Origin of the sequence: Nostoc sp. UIC 10607 (assembly GCF_047228265.1) — a bacterium.
Lineage (GTDB): Bacteria > Cyanobacteriota > Cyanobacteriia > Cyanobacteriales > Nostocaceae > Nostoc > Nostoc foliaceum_A.
On the sequence record NZ_JBIQNW010000102.1, the window covers coordinates 1 to 14,930 of the forward strand.

The window sequence follows — 14,930 nt, forward strand, 5'->3', positions numbered from 1 at the left end:
CCACCAGTGAGGATCATGATTTTGGAATAGGCTGCTGTTTCTACAGCTTGGCGTTGCTGTTCTGAAAGCTGAATTTTACGGCTGCCTGTAAAGCGGTCAATCCAATCACGTACACGCTCAATGTCAGTGCCGACAGGCTTTTCCAAGCGTTGGCGTATCAGTTGAGCTAAATTCTGTTCCGTATGAAAGTAAGTCGGCTTGTAGCAAAGTAGCGTTTTTTCTTCATCCCGCTCTCGAATCAGGTCGTCTGTTAAAGCCATATCTTTAATAATGATCGCCACCGCTTCTTCTGTGGGCTGATGAGATTCGGTAGCCAGCAGTTTGATTACCGACTCAATCAGTTGGCTCTGTGGTAGGTAACAATGACCATCTTCGGCGGCTTCACTTAGGCAGTGGATAATCCCCGCACGGTAACGAAATTCTGAGTCAGGGGCAATTCCGATATTCCGTGCAATCTTGTCAGCAGTTAGAAAACCAATACCGTAGATGTCGGCTGCTAACTGGTAGGGATTTTTGGTAACAGTGGCAATTGCTTCATCCTTATATTGCTTGTAAATCTTCACAGCATAAGTGGTAGAAACGCCATGTCCTTGGAGAAACACCATAACTTCTTTAATGGCTTTTTGCGTTGACCAAGCGTTTTTGATGAGTGTGATCCGTTTTTTGGCAATACCCTGGACTTCAATCAGTCGTTCAATCTGGTTTTCGATGATGTCCAGGGTTTCTAAACCGAAGTGAGCAACGATACGCTTGGCTGTGACTGGGCCCACGCCTTTGATTAAACCACTGCCCAAATATTTCTCAATTCCGGTGATAGTGGCTGGTTTGGTTTCTCGATAATTAACTACCTGGAACTGGGGGCCAAATTGTGGATGGTCACGCCAAAAACCAGTTAGTTGTAGAGTTTGACCTGGCTGAATATTGGCAAAGCTGCCTACGATTGTGGTGAGTTCGTTGCTACGCGGACGAGTCAGCCTTGCCACTGTGTAGCCTGACTCAGCAGAGTAAAAAGTTAAACGTTCTACGACTCCGATGATTGTTTCGTGTTGAGGGAAGGCACTTATTTGTTGAGGGGAAAGATTAGGAGGAGTGAACATTGCCTGTTAGAAGAGGCCGCACATTATTATAATACTGGAAGTCAGTTAATTATAGTACATAGATACTAAGTTGCCTTCCTGAAATTAGTGGAACGCAGAAGCACAAAATACATCAGATCCTATCTTCAGAAACGAAGAGAGATTGACACCGCACGTTACCTCAATCTTGATTTTCATGAAATCATCTAATTTCGTGGTAGAACTACGGTGGCTAGTTGGACAGTAACGCAGAGTAGACCGGCCTAATTTATTTGAAACGAAGTGATGATAAGCTTTTGAGCTGATTCAACTATATTAGCTTATGAAAGTCCAAATTTAGATAGTCAAATATTATCTGTGCTTACTCCGTTGTCGTTATAATCTAGTTTTCAAGAAAAAGTTAGCCGAAATTAGAAGTGAGCCAATTTAGTGAGCCTTATCATTTGTTTATTTAATCAAGCTGGTGGAGTTGGGAAATCCACTCTAGCGATTAATCTTGGTTATCACTTAGCACAATTAAAGCCTGCTAAAACCAAGCATCACTACCGAGTTCTTTTAATTGATATAGATCCTCAAGCTTCACTTACTAACTTTATGGGAATTGTGCCTGAATCCCAAGAAAAAACCATTTATAATGCAGTGATTGATCAGGAAGCATTACCAATTCTTAAAGAAATTCATGGGATGGATTTTGTTCCGTCATCTCAGGATCTGACTTCAGCTGAATTAGAGTTAGTAGTAGCAGATATGCGTGATTTACGTCTTAAATATGCTTTGGAACCTGTAAGCGAACAGTATGATTTTATTTTGATTGACTGCCCCCCTAGTTTAGGCATTCTTACTTATATCAGTTTAGTGGCATCAACTCACGTTTTAGTGCCGATACAGACGCAATACAAGGCATTCTTGGGGACAGAATTACTCTTAAATACAGTAACACGCGTTAAGTCTCTTCCAAATCGAAAGCTAAAAATTGCTGGGTTTATCCCAACGATGTTTGATTCACGTAATAGCCAAGATGAACGAACACTATTAGCTATTCAAGAACAATTGTCACAGGTTGGAATAGTCTATGACCCAATTCCTCGATCTACTGCTTTTGCTGATGCTGCTGAAGAAAATGTTCCTTTGGCAATCTTTAATCCTAAGCATCCAGCTTTATCAATCCTAAAAAAAATTGTTAAAGGGCTGGAGAAATTATTATGAGTATAAAGCGTGACAAGCCCTATGGTCGCCGTCTTAAGGGATTAGAAGCTTTGATTGGGGAGTCTGTTGACACTGTTCCCTGTGGACAGTTTGTCACTATCGAAAAAATCCAACTCTCTGGTCAGCAGCCTCGCCGTTATTTTGATCCAAAAAAGCTAGAGCAGTTAGTACAGTCGGTTAAAGAACATGGCATCTTAGAACCATTGTTAGTCCGTTATTTATCTAACGATAAATATGAGTTGGTAGCTGGAGAGAGGCGTTACAGAGCAGCTAGTTTAGCAGGATTAACTGAAGTACCTGTAATTGCACGTTCCTTAAATGATCAGGAGGCCCTGCAACTGTCATTGGTAGAAAATTTACAGCGAGACGATCTCAATCCTATTGAAGAAACAGAAGGTATTTTAGAACTTATAGCACTTCAACTAGATAAGAAAGTGCCAGAAGTTATATCTTTACTTTATAAAATGCAAAATATTTTGGCGGGAAAAGTTACTGATAACGTTATCAGTAATTCTGATGCAGAGGATGTAAAAATGATTTTTACAGGCTTGGGGCTTATGGAATGGGAGTCGTTCACTGCTAACAGACTTCCTCTCTTGCGGTTGCCTGATGAAATTTTAGAAGTTCTACGTCAAGGAAAAATTGAATACACAAAAGCTAAAGTAATCGCTAAGTTGAAAGAAAAGACAGAACGTATTGCTTTATTGGAAGAGGCGATATTACAAAATTTATCACTAAATGAAATTCGAGAACGGTTGAAAACCCGTAAGTCGTCAACAGAAGAGAAGGAATTAGAGAAGCAAATAGATTCTACCTATAAGAAAATGAAAAAATCAAAGCTATGGGATAATCCCAAAAAGCGCAAGAAGCTTGAATTATTGTTTGCTCAAATAGAGATTTTAATTAACGAGGATGATTAAAACTGGACTAGAAGTTACTGCACCTTATTCTGTCTAAGACTCAGATGTCCCAAATGTGAGCAAACGGCGATTAGACTGAATACGCCAGAAGTACTTTCAACAACAGCGATTCCTTCTCCTTGGCCATAAACAGTTTTTAACTAGCCAAATAATCTTTAATCTGATCTTGTTCACGTTATAAAGCTTTGATACCCTGCCCATAGGCAGAGCGTACCTTGGAATGACTGAGATTGAGTCTTTGTGCAATCTGTTTTGCAGTCAGCTTGTCCTCGCCCTCCAGACCAAACTGTAACATTAAAACAAGACGTTGATTTGGCTTCAAGGTAGCTAATAAATCCTGCAAATCTGACTGGAGACATTCTAGGGTAACGTACTATTGTGCGGAGATTCTTTCGTCAGCTAATATCTCTTGTAGTTAAGTTTCTTGCTCCTCCCCAATTCCTAACTTTAAAGAAAGTAGCGGACGAAATGCGTTGAGACATTCGGAGATTTGCTTGGAAGATACGTCAATAACCGTACTTATTTCTGTAATAATGGGCTTTAGTCCCAAGGTTTGAAAAAGTTCGATATCTGCTTTTTTGATTTGCATCAATCTTTTGGTCAAGTCATGCGGTAAGCGAATAGTGTGCAACTGTTTTGCAACGGCTCTGGTAATTCCCTGTCGAATCCACGCCTTTTGCATAGCTAGAAAATTTATAACCGCAATTCGGATCAAACTTCTCTACCGCATGAAAGTAAACCGATAGCTCCCTCTTAAATCAGATCCAGAAATTCCGGCTTACTCCAACGATACTTTTTAGCTATGGCAACCACTAACCAGAGATTGGCAGTAATCTTTTTTTTGTTTAGCTAGTTGACCTTGTTCAAGGATTTGGGTTAATTATGTTTCTGTTTTATTCGCCTCAGCAGCAAGTTCAGCCATAGTTGGAGAAGGCTTTAGCCGTTGCATGAGAAGATTATTTTGCTCATCTTGTGCCAGCATAGCTTTACTTGTCGTGCATAGAAAATTTCTTGTTCCGGCAATAGCATCTCGAAGCGACTAATTTCTCGTAGGTAAATTCCAAGTGGATCAGAGCTTTGACTAGACATCTTGCAAGAAAATAAATTGCTAACAAAGACATTGATAGTAGAGTATAAATCAAAGAGTCAACCATCTAAATTAATTTCTGCTACGTTGATAAAAAAGATTTCAAAAGTTCCTATTGGGGGCTACATGGGGGCTATATATACCCCAACAATATCTCAGGACTTTGATGACATTTTGACCCCTATATAGGGTGTATATAGGTGCTAAATGGGGTATATTTGACTTGTTGATATTTTATACCCCATTTAGCCCCCAAGGGGTTATGATAAGCTCTTGAGTTGGGAAAAAAAGGGGAAGTTATTTTATTCTTCTTTCTCTTGCTCTTGCAGATCGCTTGAACAGATAATTTTCACAACTTATTGTGTATTACTTGGAGCAGATGTCAAACATTCACACCTTACAAAAAATTTTTCCTGCGGGTTTCGATAACGGTTACGGAAGTCTCAAACTTTTAGTAGAAGGATTTGAAGTAGTCCGTGTGCCGAGCTATATAACCAATGCCGAGATGGAAGATGTGCCAGGGCGTGTAGTTTTTAACGGTAGTGCTTATACAGTTGGAGAGTCTGCTTTCCGGACAGGGAATTATTTTGACCGGAATACCGATAATAATGAAAACAAAGTCAACAACGCATTATTGACTTTATTGGGTGCATTGGCACATCTACCACACCGTAAGGCTTGGCACTTAAAATTAGTTGTCAGTTTACATGATGTTGCTCTAGCATCAGAACTACAAAAAGTACTCAATGGAGAATATCAGCCGATACTTGCTGGCAAACAATCAGACGTGAAAGTAGAAGTGCTGAAAGTTGTACTAGAGGGTATGGGTGCATTATTTGGGCATCCACTCCCGAAAAAATTAACCATTTTAGACTTTGGTAATGGAACAACCCTATATTCTCGTTACAACCGGGGTCAACGAGAAGTTCACACTGCTTACCCCATCGGTGTAGAAGTTCTCATCGATGATATCTCCCAAAAAATGAAACATCTAAATGGCGGAAAAATCGGAGATCCATCCAAAATCCGATTTTGTCTAGAGATGGGACATACCAAGTACAGCCGTGACATCGATATCAAAGATATATACAGTGCAAGTTTGAAAGATTGGTATGAAAAATACTTGAAGAAAGTGGTGAATCTGACACTTGATGCCAAGCACCAAGGGGATGAAATCTGGGCGATTGGTGGAGGCTGCCTCTTACCAGGATTTAAGAAGCTGTTGGAGAAAAACGGCTTCAAAATCCTGGACAATCCGGTAGAAGCCAATGTCTTTGGGCTTTTAGAGATGGCAAAAACCATCAGCAGTAAGCATTCAGGATCTACATCTCTTAAGTAAAGTTATAACAATGGCAGATAAAAAAGACTTAGCACCGGAAAAAGTTCGCCTCAAAGATAATTACCGAGAGCGCATATTTGCAGAATCGCAAAAACTAGATAAAAGTTACCTGGACACGCTTTACTTTATAGTTGATTGCTATTTTGTTTTTATCAAGGCTGGATTACCTGCACAACGAATAGCTTCCACACCGATTAATACTGAATCAAACCAACCCACGTCTTGGACTCCAACTCCATTTGCACAGGAGAAAGAAGAAGATTCTTCAGGGGAAACATTCAGCCTTGATTTTGATTTGTAACCCTCAAATAAAGTTGTTAACTCTGTTTTAAGAAATCTACAATTAGACTAAATAGGCGGAGATACCATCGCCAATGCAAATCTAGGAGCTTTGAAGTCGATAATCTGATATGGCGATTAAGTTATGAGCAGGAAAAATATATTCAACAGGGATGATTAATTCACCGTGGAGTTAGTACTCTGGGGAACCCCATATTTTGATTGTCTTTGATGTTGCGATCGCCTTTGATGACATCGATAGCGATAGCCTCAAGCCCTAATTTGATACCCTAGACAGTGTAAAGGTTTCAGCGTTTGATTGAATAGTTCATTTGTTCGCATTTAAAGGGCTGGGGTCTTAAACCCTTGTTGCCTTAAGTTCTTGAATAAATGCATCAATCATAGCTGATACAGAACTGGCTACCTACTTTGAGTTTGACGAGGGTACTTGAGCGGATGCTTAATAATCTGGCTATGATTGAATGAAGAGTACTGAGTAGAAAAATTAACCCCTTCACCCAATGTGCAACTCAAAATCAATCAACCGATAGTTCAACACATTAACAGCCTGTTGTTCTAGCTGAGTCGATAGAGTCTCAGCAATATCGATCATCTGATTTATTTCAGCTTGCCATGCTAAATTTGTGCTAAACACTTCTCGATAAAACTGGATACACCCTCGCAAATGAGAAATGAATGAATGAGTTAATCTAGTTTTATAATGATTTAATGCAGATATATCAGGAATGCGATCGCTCAAAATTGCATCAATTACCGCCCCTGCCAATATTGCGCTGCGTAATGCAAAAGGCGTACCTTCCCCACTCACAGGATCAATCTTAATTGCCGATTCGCCCACCATCAGCCAACCCGAACCGTAGAGAGGCCATTGCAAGTGGGGGGCAGAAGAAAAACAATCTACCTTTTGCAAATCGTTGATAAATGCGCTAATTGTGGTGCTTTGATACAAACATTCCAACAACGCCCGTCGAGGATTGGCTGGAGTTATAGGCAAACATGCCTGAAGCATAGCGCCACCATCGACTGGAGCATAAAATAACCAAGCGTCAGCCAGCGACTCTATATAACAGACATGTGCAGATTTGGACGTGTCTTGTATCTCAGCAGCGATCATGACTCGTTGCCCACCAACCAAGAACTGAGAACTTTTCGGCAAAGCGAGCGCACCTCGTTTATGTCTGGTATACACTGTCCAAGCATATTTCTGCGATATTTGTTGAGCAGTCAATTGACTAACATCAATCACACGGGTGTGCTGCATGACCTTGGAGTTTCGGAGTAACTGTAGTAAAGAGTGCGATCGAATCGCCAATGCAGGCTGTTCCACCTGCACTGGCTGTGTGCCCCAATGCACCCAACGATGAGTCAGACGTTGACTGTAAACACCCAGATTCACATCCGGGAAAAGCTCCCTAAGCAATGTTTCACTAACATCGTTGAGTACTAATGATGGCCCGTAAAAGTGAGATTTTGCTGGGTCACATAGCAAATCGCAACGATAACCCAGCCGAGCTAAGGCTGCAACCACAGCATAAGCACTCAAACTGTCGCCAACAACAGCCACAGGATTCATCGTTAGGGAACAAACTTCAGACTGACTCATTGAAACGTGGTTTGGGAAATGGCATCATCAAAATGGGCAAGTACTGCATCAATGCTTTCATTGTGGGCTTTCTGCAAAACTTTAGAGAGAATCGGCTCTTTCAATACCTTTGATTCAGTCAATGGCGCTTTTCGGGCAAATTGAGCGAGCGCAGAGCTTTGCAATACCCCCGATTCCAGCAATTGATTTTTGGCTGTATTTAACAAACTTTGTGCAATCTTCTGGGATGTAACGGCAGGATCGCTTTCCCACCATTTAGGAATAGTAAACAGTGGCGTCAGTCCTTTTTCTGCCAGTTGAAAATTGATTGCGTTCAGCTTAAACATCAAAGAAATCGCTCGACGTAGCGATGCACCACTTATTTTCTCATCTTGCATGGCAAACGCCAACTTCAAAAACACTATCAACGTTAAATATACAGCGTCACTTTGTTTTTGCAGGATGAACCCTTCGCTGCCTAATTCTTGAACGTGGGGAACACCATAGAGATTACTGTTAGGTAACTCCGGGTTAGGTTGATCGCTTAACTGGCTCCACTGACCGCCGCGAATATATTTTGGCAAATCACCACGACCCGCATTATCGTAAAAAGCCAGGTTTTGCTGGGCGGTACTGAAACGCACATAGTGTCCTTCACCCTCATCAATGATTAGCTTGATGATTTCCACCGCCCGACGTTGCGTTTCTGGGTCTAACTCTTCTGGTGAAAGCTGTTGCAACGAAGTCTGAATACCAACGTACATCCCATCCAGCCCAGCCGAGGTAGAGCGACTAGGTTCCTCAACATCGATAAACCACTGCAACTGAGTGCTGGTGAGACTTTGCAAATAAAAGGGTACCTCAAACCTGCGTCCAATCTTAGCCGCGCGTTTAACAGTCGTTTCGGCTCCCAGTAGCTTTAATACTTGGTTGACCCAATGCAAATGGCGCATTTCATCAATAGCGATATTGAAGATCTCATTAGCCCCTTTCCAAATGCGGAATGTTTTCAGGTCTGGCTCTTGCGGCTCCTCAGCTGGAGCATTTACAGAATAGTAGGCGTAGAGATATTGCACCGCTAGAGCGTGTTCTACCGTAGCTAAATAAGCTAGTTCTTGTTTGATTTGTTCCAGAGTCAGAATTCGCCCTTTAGGGGGAACAGGGGGTTTGTAGGATTCGCCACATTCCCGACCATTCACTACTGGGCGCAGTTGCTCCCAATCGACCATCATTTCTGCATAGTCGATTTCCCGGAGGCGACGAGCTTCGTAACTGTTAGCAATATCTTCGGTTTGTGGCTCTATATTCGAGTTCTTACGCTGGAAGTTAAGATATTGGTATTTACCATCTTCACTGCTATTGACATCAGGCTTGTTGGATGCCCAATAAAAACATTGGCAATCCCGGAAATCGTAAGTCCAGGGGGTACACAAGGTACGTGTCAGTTCACCTGGTTTGTAAACATCCGGGTCAATGACACCTTGATTGCTCAAGTAAACTGAGCGGTCTGTAATCAGGATGGCAAATTTCAATTTACCAGTTGTATCTCGTTCTACATGGCTATTGTTATTGTTCCAAGAGGTATCTAATTGAGCTTTAGCAGCGTTCAGACTATCACCATCTGCTGGCGGTTTCGGCCCGATCGCCACGGCAGTTTTTCCAGGAAACAGGGCATTAGCTTTCCGCCAGATATATAAGCCGCCCAAGTCTTTAGTATCAACGAACTCAATGGCAGGCGGATTCGCTGCATCCTGGTCAACAGAGGTTTTCCCCTTGAGAATCCACAAAAACAAATCATCTTGGAGATCGCTTTCTTTCAATCCTAAGGTAATCCACTGGGCGGCCCGATCGCTGGGAGTCAGTTCCGCAAGTCGAGCGCCATCACCCCGATAGACTTCAAAATACAAACCGGGGAAGAAATACTTATGTAGATTACGGGCATCCATTTCCAACCCAGGATAGCAATTGTCTACAGCATCTTCTGGGCGGGTATTAGCCGGGTTACCGGGAACAATGTAAGCGGCTCGTGCAGTTAGGTTACGCGGAAAAATCTTCCATTCCTTTGGATCTTGGGGGGAGAATTCGTTTGGCCGCCACGGGTTATTATTTTTGGTAATTTTCATATTTTTCCAGTTAAATTTGTAATTCCGTTTGCAAAGTAGATTTCGGGAGTCACAAAATACTCAGGGGTGTAAGTAGAGAGTTCGGCATAAGCTGCCAAACAAAATTCCAGCCAGCCGCGAATGTAATCGCAGCCAATTCGCCCACGTTTGCTGACTTCGTGGTAACAGCCTCCTCCACAGAGGTAACGCGCCCAACAATCACTACATGGTTTGATGGAGTTGACATGATTGCGCTGTAATAGCTGCTGTCGAGCCGCAAAGTCTGACCCTTGCTGGACTGACCCCATAGCCCACTCCTCATCTCCTACCAATCGATGACAGGCATAAAGTTCGCCTTGAGCATTCACGCTCAGATAACCCGCACCCGCACCACAGGGATAAGGACGATGGCTACCACGATGAATTTCATTGAGTGCCGTTTCAAAGTTGGTAAACGGGAAACGCTTACCCTGCAAAAGGTGTTGTTTACATACCTCACCACATTCGATCATGTGCTGCAAAAATAGCTCGAACTCTTCAGCCCCAAAGGCATACTCTGCATTGGGTGACACCAGCACCGGAGCAAATCCGGCATCATCAACACCCAAGGACAGCACATGCTGCAAAATTGGCAGTAAGCGCCCGCTTTGGGGCGTGACTGTCATGCGAGCCGACAAATGACCAGGACGCTCAACTGACATGACTTCTAAGCCACGTAAAACTGCCTCGTAACTACCCCGACCGTTGACTGTTGGGCGCAATTGGTCATTGAGTAATTGGGGCCCATCGAGGCTAACAGACACATTAAATCGGTACTCGGCGAATAAAGCTGCATCTTCAGGCGTAACCAAGGTGCCGTTTGTAGTCAGAGAAAACCGGACTTTATGCCGAGTTTCTTGGCCGCGCTGGCTGGCATAACGGGTAATGTGGTGGATTAATTGGCGGTTTAACAGAGGTTCTCCCCCCATAAACCCGACAACTAAATCTACACCTGGCTCGGCCTCGGCGATTAGACGGTCTACGGCTTGCTGGGCAATGTCCTGGGGCATGAATTGTGTTTTGCTGCCAAACTTGCCCTCGTCAGCATAACAATACTTACAGCCAAGATTGCAGCTTTGGGCGACGTTCAACGATAAGGAACGCAGGGGAGGCGGTTCGAGGGGAATATCATCAATGGCAGGCTGACCACCTGGCATCACAAAGCCTTGGCGAAAGTCTGCGATTTCCTGGTCGGTTACAGAGTCGTCTACCACTAGCAATTGAGCGATGCGCTGGGCGGTGGACTCGTCGAGATCGAATACTCGCGAACCGTCCACCACCAGCAAGTGTTTTGCGACAGCGCTCTCAAACAGATGAAAGTCGCGGGATAAATTGTCTACTTCCGGCGATATGGATGACTGTGGCGATCGCAAATTCATGATCAACTATCCTCATCTTGAGATGTTTTTTGACCGTTTTGCAACACTTCCAACCATTCCTTCATCAAGTAGTACTGACGTTGGGATATAGACATCGGTGAGGAATCGGAACCTCGCATTAAGGCGGGCATTTGTTTGTCATAGGATTTCGGTTCGTCGGTGGGTTTGCGAATCCATTGTTCAAACACCTCTGGGCGTTGTCCCATGCGTTGCTTGAACACTTCGTAAGCCAGAAAGCGCACATGATTCATCCGACCTAATTCGGTTAAGGGTAATGGATGCCCTGGGCGTGGCGGTACGGGGTCGAATGGGAAAGGAGCGTCTGCGCCTGAGTCACTTGGGTTATTGGCTAACTGCGATCGCAAATTTTGCTGATCCAGATTAGAAGCTTCCATCGTCTCGCGGACTCGTTGCATCAAATCAGCGATTTCGGCTTCTGTTTCCGGCCAGTTTCGCCCCTCAATAAAAGCTTGATGTAAAACTTCGTCTCGTTTGACTAAATCGCTCAAACCATCAGCAATGGAGACAAATGGTCGGCGGTCCGGTTGGAGGTCCTGGGGACAACATGTGTAACGAGCATAAGCAGTAAGTTTACCTGTAGCTACACTTGCTCCTGTGACTGTCACTCTAATCAAACCGTCATTGGAATCATCCAAAAATCCCAAGCTAGTACCATCCGGTTCTTGAGCATACAGACCACCAGGATTGGTGCGCGGATCTTCATTAGCCCCAGACCCTGGATTCCAGTGAGGCCATGCAGCATTGGGATTGAGACAACAGTTAATTTGTCGCAAAAATACCGCTCGGTCTTGAATCAGTGGGATCAATTGGGTTAAGTTGCGATCGCTACTATTGCTGGGAGCATAAATCAATCCCTGCGGTGGGGTAATTCGCAAACGCAACTCAGGCCAACTTGGATTAGGGCGAATTACCTGCACATGGCCTAATGGAATATCCACGCCAGGGGGAATCAGAGAATTTTCTGCCCCTTCAGGACTGTGACCCAATATCGGGTGTAAAAGATGATTTGTACCGGGAATTTCGATCGCAGCTGCAACCAGATCCCCATCTGCCAAGGTGTAGTGATATGCCTTGCGGTTGGCTGCTTCCACGTGCCACACCACATCATTTAGACTCAACTTAGCTGCTTGCAATTCATTTAGTCCTATGGGACCTTCATACCCGTCTGACCAACGTCCATGTAACTCAAAAAACGGACAAACCGGACGCCACTTACCTTTATCTTTGAAGCGAATTTCTTCTGGCAAATAAGCAGAAATATTGCCGTTGGGATCGATATTAAACGTTAGTGCAGGTTTGATGACTGTTTCAGCTGTACCCCGAGGCGAGTAATCATTCTCCGCCCAATGGAAATTCTCCATTGGGTATGGGGATTGTCCAAACCGAGCAAAGGCTAAGGGGGGACAAATCCAAATTTCTTCAAGAATTAACTGATCTTGAGAAGACATAAAGAATGTTTTGTTATGTATTATAAAATACTCTCTAGACAAACTCTAGAATATTTAGCGCCTTATAAGCACATACTTGAAGGTTAAACTTTACATATATTTACATAGCTAGATCGTTTTGATGGTAGTGGAGGACAGCTTTTCTATTTCTGCTTGAACATTCCCTGCTTTAACATTAATAATCAATGGCAAAAATATCAGCGCACAGAGCAAAATTTGAACCTCTTGGTTTGGGTGGAATTGAGCGCTTTGTTGAGGCGGGGACAATGCTGATTGAGATGGAGGTTTCAAAAACTGTGGTCGTGTGCCGAGGGAATTAACTCTTTGTTGATAGTCACTATCCGATTCAATAATTGCCCCAAATTTATTGGTCATGTTCTCCAAAGTTTTGGGGGGAATTGAACTGCTGACTAAGTGAAATACTGCTAGACCTTTTTTAGTTTCCCTAATAACATCTTCCATTGGTACTTGCTCCCACTTAACTTTTTGAGCAGTTAACCATTTAGTCACAGTATCAGCTTTCTGGTTGTCAACAGCCAAGCCCATGACTCCAAGCTTTTTGTTTGATTCTGTAGAAAATAAGAAAGTAGGACGCTCTTTAATCTACGATTTCTTCACTGAACGAGAGAAAAAGGAGTTTAACCCAGATGGTTCTCTCAGACCTGAATATATAGAATATGCTCAGAAAATTGGCATCAGTGAAGGGGCGCTTGAAGAACAAGAACGTCGTAAAAAAATCGAAGTTGACAATTACAATAAAGTGTCTGCCAAACACGCAGAACAAGGCATTAACTTTGGTGAGCAGAAAATGAACGCTCGGATTGAAGACAGCAGAACTTACGCCCAACGCCTCCGCCAAATGGAACAGGACTTGCGGAGCTTTGAGCCAGAAGATAGCTTGCCTTTTGATAAAAACACCTCCTATTAGAGTAGGTAAAGTTACGCTGTAAGACCGTTTTTATCCATCAAATACAGTGATTTTACCTGGATATGTAAAAAAAGCGATTGCCTCACCTTGGGCTGAAAGTAAATATTCAAAAACTGCCTTTTTAGTTCGGTCAGTAATTGCAGTGCGGTCAATAAATATACTGCACTGTAACTGTATTTATCTATGATGCTTTTTACTGTGTGGTGGGGTATTTTTTGATAATTTTTTGCCAAGAGATAATTCCGATGAAGAATTATTCGATATTGATGAAGTAGCTATTTTATACATAGCAAAACAGCAAGAAATAGCGACTAGGGAGATTAAGGTAGCCTGACCAATTATTTTCCACGAGTTGGAAGTCAGTTGAGACTGAACTCGCCTAAAGAAAACAGACTCTAACTTTTGCTGAGTCGTGCGATTTTTCAAGTACTCTAAAACTTGCAGACATTCAGATATGTCCTCGCCTTTGTAGACTTTTTGACACAGCAGAATTTCTAAGCGTTCAATGCGCCGTTCTGGAGTAGATAAATTGATATCGTCCTAATCATCCCAAAGCTTGGTTTGTTGTAGTTCAGACATGAGCATTTCTTAATTATTTACGACGCTTGGATTTGTTCTTATTACGTTCGTACTCAGCAAGGATATTTTTGAATTGTTGGGGAAAAATCACGGTTTTCTTATCTAATCGCAGTAAATAACATCCCCCAGAGTCACTTTTACAAGCGATGGTGGTAGGCCAGTTGAGTCCTGCGATTAGCCCAAGAGTAGTGAATGTGACAATACCACTCAGGAAAAATAAAGTACCAGAGCGACCAGAGCCGACCCAAGCACCAGCCCAGAAGAGAAGTTCTTTGAATTGTTCAAACCGCTTGTGACGAAGTTTTTGACGTTGTGTTTGTGCTTCATTCCAAGCTTGGAGCTTTAAAAGCTTTTGGGCAGCAAGTTGGGTGGCTTTCGCATCAGAGGCTTTATCTACTTGGATATCAATGGTGCGTTCTTTGGCTGCAATTTCTTGTTTTAATCGGTATTCATTCCATTCTTGGATACGTTGGGCGACAGCATCGGCATTGGCGAAGAAGGCAATGAGGGTGTCGTCTCCCAAGTCATTCCAGATAACTGTGCCCTCTGTTGCTTTTTTTGGGCGATTCGAGCCATGATTCTTTCTTCTAATTGAGCAAACAGATTGTTTTCCGAATCGCTCTGTTGCAATTTCAATGCGACATTTTTCAGGTAAAGTGATTGAACTAAGCCAGTTATTTCTTCAGCTTCGGCGGCAGTAATCCTATCAATAAGATTAGATAAATCATCTCTGGCAGCTACAGCTTTTTCACTAACATTCTCAATCACTGCATCTAATTTTAGTTGCTGAGAAATCCCAGACTCATTTAGAGCAGCTAACTCAGATGCAACTTCTTCAAAGGATTTTTTTTGCTCTTTTATTGATTTGTAGGTTTCAAGAAAGCGTTCGCACTCATCTGGGCTATACTCATCTTGCTCAGATAG

The 14,930-nt window shown here is 42.9% G+C and carries 15 protein-coding genes and 1 pseudogene; 5 read left to right on the forward strand and 11 right to left on the reverse strand.

Annotation, left to right across the window (positions count from 1 at the left end):
- Window positions 1–1,097: helix-hairpin-helix domain-containing protein (locus tag ACEYW6_RS33810; protein ID WP_412983240.1), on the reverse strand; the 1,097-nt coding region annotated here is incomplete at its 3' end.
- 408 nt (window positions 1,098–1,505) lie between these two features.
- Here ACEYW6_RS33810 and ACEYW6_RS33815 point away from each other — a divergent pair.
- Together ACEYW6_RS33815 and ACEYW6_RS33820 are read left to right on the forward strand one after the other, a co-directional pair.
- Window positions 1,506–2,282 (forward strand): ParA family protein, encoded by a 777-nt coding sequence (locus ACEYW6_RS33815; RefSeq protein ID WP_012412931.1) that lies wholly within the window; start codon window positions 1,506–1,508, stop codon window positions 2,280–2,282.
- Window positions 2,279–3,202, forward strand: coding sequence for a ParB/RepB/Spo0J family partition protein (locus ACEYW6_RS33820; protein WP_412983241.1), 924 nt, complete (start codon window positions 2,279–2,281; stop codon window positions 3,200–3,202). Before ACEYW6_RS33815 ends, ACEYW6_RS33820 begins: the two co-directional genes overlap by 4 nt.
- A gap of 175 nt (window positions 3,203–3,377) precedes the next feature.
- Here the strand turns inward: ACEYW6_RS33820 and ACEYW6_RS33825 are convergent, their stop codons facing one another.
- The 3 genes from ACEYW6_RS33825 to ACEYW6_RS33835 form a co-directional block, all read right to left on the reverse strand.
- Window positions 3,378–3,497: a hypothetical protein gene (locus tag ACEYW6_RS33825; RefSeq protein ID WP_412983251.1), complete on the reverse strand. Its 120-nt coding sequence runs from the start codon at window positions 3,495–3,497 to the stop codon at window positions 3,378–3,380.
- 120 nt (window positions 3,498–3,617) lie between these two features.
- A complete protein-coding gene (locus ACEYW6_RS33830) occupies window positions 3,618–3,884 on the reverse strand; it encodes a sigma-70 domain-containing protein (RefSeq protein ID WP_412983242.1) in 267 nt (88 codons plus the stop codon).
- A gap of 254 nt (window positions 3,885–4,138) precedes the next feature.
- Window positions 4,139–4,291: a sigma-70 factor domain-containing protein gene (locus ACEYW6_RS33835; protein ID WP_412983243.1), complete on the reverse strand. Its 153-nt coding sequence runs from the start codon at window positions 4,289–4,291 to the stop codon at window positions 4,139–4,141.
- Window positions 4,292–4,668: 377 nt separating this feature from the next.
- Between ACEYW6_RS33835 and ACEYW6_RS33840 the strand changes: the two genes are divergently transcribed.
- Both ACEYW6_RS33840 and ACEYW6_RS33845 read left to right on the forward strand, forming a co-directional pair.
- Complete coding sequence (locus ACEYW6_RS33840) at window positions 4,669–5,628, forward strand: ParM/StbA family protein (protein WP_412983244.1); 960 nt, start codon at window positions 4,669–4,671, stop codon at window positions 5,626–5,628.
- 10 nt (window positions 5,629–5,638) lie between these two features.
- Window positions 5,639–5,929 carry a hypothetical protein gene (locus ACEYW6_RS33845; RefSeq protein ID WP_412983245.1) on the forward strand — a complete coding sequence of 97 codons (291 nt, stop codon included), beginning with the start codon at window positions 5,639–5,641 and terminating at the stop codon, window positions 5,927–5,929.
- 492 nt (window positions 5,930–6,421) lie between these two features.
- On the opposite strand, the gene ACEYW6_RS33850 is transcribed toward ACEYW6_RS33845, so the two are convergent.
- The 5 genes from ACEYW6_RS33850 to ACEYW6_RS33870 form a co-directional block, all read right to left on the reverse strand.
- Window positions 6,422–7,531, reverse strand: coding sequence for an NAD(P)/FAD-dependent oxidoreductase (locus ACEYW6_RS33850; protein WP_190901624.1), 1,110 nt, complete (start codon window positions 7,529–7,531; stop codon window positions 6,422–6,424).
- Window positions 7,528–9,633: a ferritin-like domain-containing protein gene (locus ACEYW6_RS33855; protein ID WP_412983246.1), complete on the reverse strand. Its 2,106-nt coding sequence runs from the start codon at window positions 9,631–9,633 to the stop codon at window positions 7,528–7,530. The genes ACEYW6_RS33850 and ACEYW6_RS33855 overlap by 4 nt, the downstream gene beginning before the upstream one ends.
- Window positions 9,630–11,030, reverse strand: coding sequence for a radical SAM/SPASM domain-containing protein (locus ACEYW6_RS33860; RefSeq protein WP_190901620.1), 1,401 nt, complete (start codon window positions 11,028–11,030; stop codon window positions 9,630–9,632). The genes ACEYW6_RS33855 and ACEYW6_RS33860 overlap by 4 nt, the downstream gene beginning before the upstream one ends.
- Before the next feature lie 2 nt (window positions 11,031–11,032).
- Window positions 11,033–12,499 carry a hypothetical protein gene (locus tag ACEYW6_RS33865; RefSeq protein WP_412983247.1) on the reverse strand — a complete coding sequence of 489 codons (1,467 nt, stop codon included), beginning with the start codon at window positions 12,497–12,499 and terminating at the stop codon, window positions 11,033–11,035.
- Window positions 12,500–12,607: 108 nt separating this feature from the next.
- Complete coding sequence (locus tag ACEYW6_RS33870; protein WP_412983248.1) at window positions 12,608–13,039, reverse strand: hypothetical protein; 432 nt, start codon at window positions 13,037–13,039, stop codon at window positions 12,608–12,610.
- 4 nt (window positions 13,040–13,043) lie between these two features.
- Between ACEYW6_RS33870 and ACEYW6_RS33875 the strand changes: the two genes are divergently transcribed.
- Window positions 13,044–13,427 carry a hypothetical protein gene (locus tag ACEYW6_RS33875; RefSeq protein WP_412983249.1) on the forward strand — a complete coding sequence of 128 codons (384 nt, stop codon included), beginning with the start codon at window positions 13,044–13,046 and terminating at the stop codon, window positions 13,425–13,427.
- 592 nt (window positions 13,428–14,019) lie between these two features.
- Here the strand turns inward: ACEYW6_RS33875 and ACEYW6_RS33880 are convergent.
- Both ACEYW6_RS33880 and ACEYW6_RS33885 read right to left on the reverse strand, forming a co-directional pair.
- Window positions 14,020–14,529 (reverse strand): hypothetical protein, encoded by a 510-nt coding sequence (locus ACEYW6_RS33880; RefSeq protein ID WP_412983250.1) that lies wholly within the window; start codon window positions 14,527–14,529, stop codon window positions 14,020–14,022.
- Window positions 14,445–14,930, reverse strand: a pseudogene (locus ACEYW6_RS33885) (hypothetical protein); the annotation flags it as partial. The gene ACEYW6_RS33880 and the pseudogene ACEYW6_RS33885, both read right to left, overlap by 85 nt.

What these genes read in the sequence shown, in the direction of transcription:
- ACEYW6_RS33850 (WP_190901624.1), bottom strand. Translation starts at nt 7,531, where the DNA reads ATGAGTCAGTCTGAAGTTTGTTCCCTAACGATGAATCCTGTGGCTGTT.
- ACEYW6_RS33875 (WP_412983249.1), top strand. Translation starts at nt 13,044, where the DNA reads ATGACTCCAAGCTTTTTGTTTGATTCTGTAGAAAATAAGAAAGTAGGA.
- ACEYW6_RS33860 (WP_190901620.1), bottom strand. Translation starts at nt 11,030, where the DNA reads ATGAATTTGCGATCGCCACAGTCATCCATATCGCCGGAAGTAGACAAT.
- ACEYW6_RS33825 (WP_412983251.1), bottom strand. Translation starts at nt 3,497, where the DNA reads ATGTTACAGTTTGGTCTGGAGGGCGAGGACAAGCTGACTGCAAAACAG.
- ACEYW6_RS33820 (WP_412983241.1), top strand. Translation starts at nt 2,279, where the DNA reads ATGAGTATAAAGCGTGACAAGCCCTATGGTCGCCGTCTTAAGGGATTA.
- ACEYW6_RS33835 (WP_412983243.1), bottom strand. Translation starts at nt 4,291, where the DNA reads ATGTCTAGTCAAAGCTCTGATCCACTTGGAATTTACCTACGAGAAATT.
- ACEYW6_RS33855 (WP_412983246.1), bottom strand. Translation starts at nt 9,633, where the DNA reads ATGAAAATTACCAAAAATAATAACCCGTGGCGGCCAAACGAATTCTCC.
- ACEYW6_RS33865 (WP_412983247.1), bottom strand. Translation starts at nt 12,499, where the DNA reads ATGTCTTCTCAAGATCAGTTAATTCTTGAAGAAATTTGGATTTGTCCC.
- ACEYW6_RS33830 (WP_412983242.1), bottom strand. Translation starts at nt 3,884, where the DNA reads ATGCAAAAGGCGTGGATTCGACAGGGAATTACCAGAGCCGTTGCAAAA.
- ACEYW6_RS33845 (WP_412983245.1), top strand. Translation starts at nt 5,639, where the DNA reads ATGGCAGATAAAAAAGACTTAGCACCGGAAAAAGTTCGCCTCAAAGAT.
- ACEYW6_RS33840 (WP_412983244.1), top strand. Translation starts at nt 4,669, where the DNA reads ATGTCAAACATTCACACCTTACAAAAAATTTTTCCTGCGGGTTTCGAT.